Raw genomic sequence first — 2,437 nt, 5'->3', positions numbered from 1 at the left:
CGCCGGCGCGCAGGGCAAGCGGCCGGCTGCGCACGTCGGCGAAGCGCCCCTGGGCGGTGATCCAGAGCACGCTCGCGGGCCGGGCCAGGATCTCGCGCGAGGCCGCCATGAACTGCGCCGCGCCGCGCGGCGTGTCGAGGTCGACGCCGAACGCGCCCATCCGGCGGAAGACACCGTAGCGTTCCAGCATCCGCGCGTCGAACGGCGCGTAGCTCGACCGCTCGGGAAACAGGCGCCCGGCGAGCAGGATGATCACCGCCGCATCCCACCAGGCCGGATGGTTGCAGTAGACCACCACCGGCCCCGGGCCGAGCTCCGGCGCCGCCCCCCAGCGCGCGAGGCGCAGGGCGTTCATCCGCCGCCGGAGGAAGCGATCGAAGTAGGCGACCATGAACCGCCACACCACCGGCGAGGCCGGCGGCGGCGCCCGGAACCGGCGGCTGCGATCGGGCGCATCGGCCATGGGTTCAATCCCGGACCGGACCGGGCGGCAGGATGCCGGGTGCCGCTTCGCCGGTCACGCGGATTCGCGCAGCTGCCCGCGGGCGTCGGCGTCGTGCGCGTCGGCGGCGATCCAGCCCGACATCATCACCATCGGCATGCCCGGCCCGGGATGGGCGGCGCCGCCGGCGAGGTAGAGGTTGCGCACCTGCCGCGAGCGGTTGCCCGGCTTGAACGCGCCCATGACCTTGCCGTGGGAGGCCAGCCCGTAGATCGCGCCGTTGAGCACGTGGTAGCGCTCGTGGATGTCCTGCGGCGTGAGGTGGCGCTCGACGACGATGCGCTCCTCGAGGTCGGGCATGCCGGCCGTGCGCTTGAGCTTGTCGAGGATCACCTGCCGGTAGGCCGGGAACATCGTCTTCCAGTCGTGGTGCGGGCGCAGGTACGGCGTGTGGACCAAGACGTAGAGCGCCTCGCCGCCCTCGGGCGCCACCGACGGATCGGTGGAGGAGGGCGCCGCGAGGTAGGCGGTCGGGTCCGGGGCCGGCTCGCCCTTGCGGTAGATCCAGTCGAACTCCTCCTCGGGGTCCTTGGAGAAGACGAAGTCGTGGTGGTTCAGGTGCTCGTAGCGCTTGTTCAGGCCGAGGTAGAGCACCACGCCGGAGCAGGCCGGCTCGGGGTTCTTCTTCGCGTAGGCCTTGCCGGCGTCGCCGCCGACCAGTTCCTTATAGGTCCGCACCGAATCCATGTTCGAGATCACCGCGTCGTAGGCGGTGGTGCCGGACTTGGTCCGCACGCCCTTCACCGCGCCGGCCGAGACGTCGAGGCCCAACACCTCCTCGCCCGGCTTCAGCGTCGCGCCGAGCTCGGTCGCGAGCTTGGCCAGCGCCTCGGCGACGGCCCGTGTGCCGCCCATCGGGTACCAGACCCCCTCCGCCGTCTGCATGTGCGCGATGGCGCAGAGCACCGCCGGCGCGCCGTAGGGCGAGGAGCCGACATACTGCACGAAGTGGTCGAGCATCTGCGCCAGGCGAGCATCCTTCACCTTGCCGCGGATCGTGCTCGCCACCGAGGCGTGCATCCGCAGCGCGAGCACGTCGCGCAGGGTCCCGGGGTTGAGGTTCGCGCGGACGTTGATCGTGTCGAACAGGTCCTCCACCGGCTTCCAGAAGAAGAATTTTTCCGAGATCTGGTGCAGGTTCTCGGAAACCTCCAAGAACTTCCTGTAGCCCTCGCCGCTCCCGGCGCCCGGCGCGAAGCGATCCATGTCGGCGGCCATGCGGGCGACGTCCTGCATCAGGTCGATGCGGGTGCCGTCGTCGAAGAAGCAGCGCCACTGCGGATCGAGCCGGCGCAGGTCGAGATAGTCGTGCAGGTTGCGGCCCGCCTCGGCGAAGATGCGCTCCAGCACGCGCGGCACGGTGAGGATCGTCGGCCCCATGTCGAACCGGAAGCCGCCCTCGTGCAGCACCGCGGCCTTTCCGCCGAGCCAGTCGTTCTTGTCGTAGACCGTGACCCGGTGTCCGCGCGCCGCGCTCACGCAGGCGGCGGCCAAGCCGCCGAGCCCGCTGCCGACGACGGCGACCGTGGAATCCTGGCTCATGGCGTTCGATACTCCCGGCACGCCCGCGACGACGGCGTCCCCTCGATTGAAGCTAGGCAGAACCGATCGGCGGTCAACGCGCCACCGGGTCGCGCCGGGTCGACCATCGTCATGCCGTCCGCCGCGAAACGAGCATCAAGGCGGCCCCGAGCCCGGCCAGCCCGATCGCCGACAGCACGCCCCAGGCAGCCAAAGCCGCGGCGGCGCCGTCGCCGAGGGCGCCCTGGTAGGCCTCGATCGCCCAGGCGTTCGGCGTGAACCAGCCCGCCTGCTGCAGCCAGGGCGGCATCAGGAAGCGCGGCACCATGCTGCCGCCGACCGCCGAGAGCAGCAGCACGCCGAAGGTCGAGGCGAGGTGCGCCTGCTGGCGGGTCGCGGCGGCGGCGCAGGCGG

At 71.5% G+C, this 2,437-nt stretch carries 2 protein-coding genes and 1 pseudogene; all 3 read right to left on the bottom strand.

Going from position 1 to position 2,437, the window contains the following annotated elements:
* On the bottom strand, positions 1 to 391 hold a 391-nt coding region (locus FV223_RS25355; RefSeq protein ID WP_246689806.1), incomplete at its 3' end, for a lysophospholipid acyltransferase family protein.
* A gap of 126 nt (positions 392 to 517) precedes the next feature.
* On the bottom strand, positions 518 to 2,044 hold the full coding sequence (gene crtI / locus FV223_RS25350) for a phytoene desaturase family protein (RefSeq protein ID WP_147729536.1): 1,527 nt from the start codon (positions 2,042 to 2,044) through the stop codon (positions 518 to 520).
* A gap of 109 nt (positions 2,045 to 2,153) precedes the next feature.
* Positions 2,154 to 2,437, bottom strand: a pseudogene (locus tag FV223_RS25345) (ABC transporter permease); the annotation flags it as partial.

This window comes from Methylobacterium sp. WL116 (assembly GCF_008039455.1).
In the GTDB taxonomy this organism is placed as follows: Bacteria; Pseudomonadota; Alphaproteobacteria; order Rhizobiales; family Beijerinckiaceae; genus Methylobacterium.
This window is presented reverse-complemented; position numbering and strand designations above follow the sequence as displayed.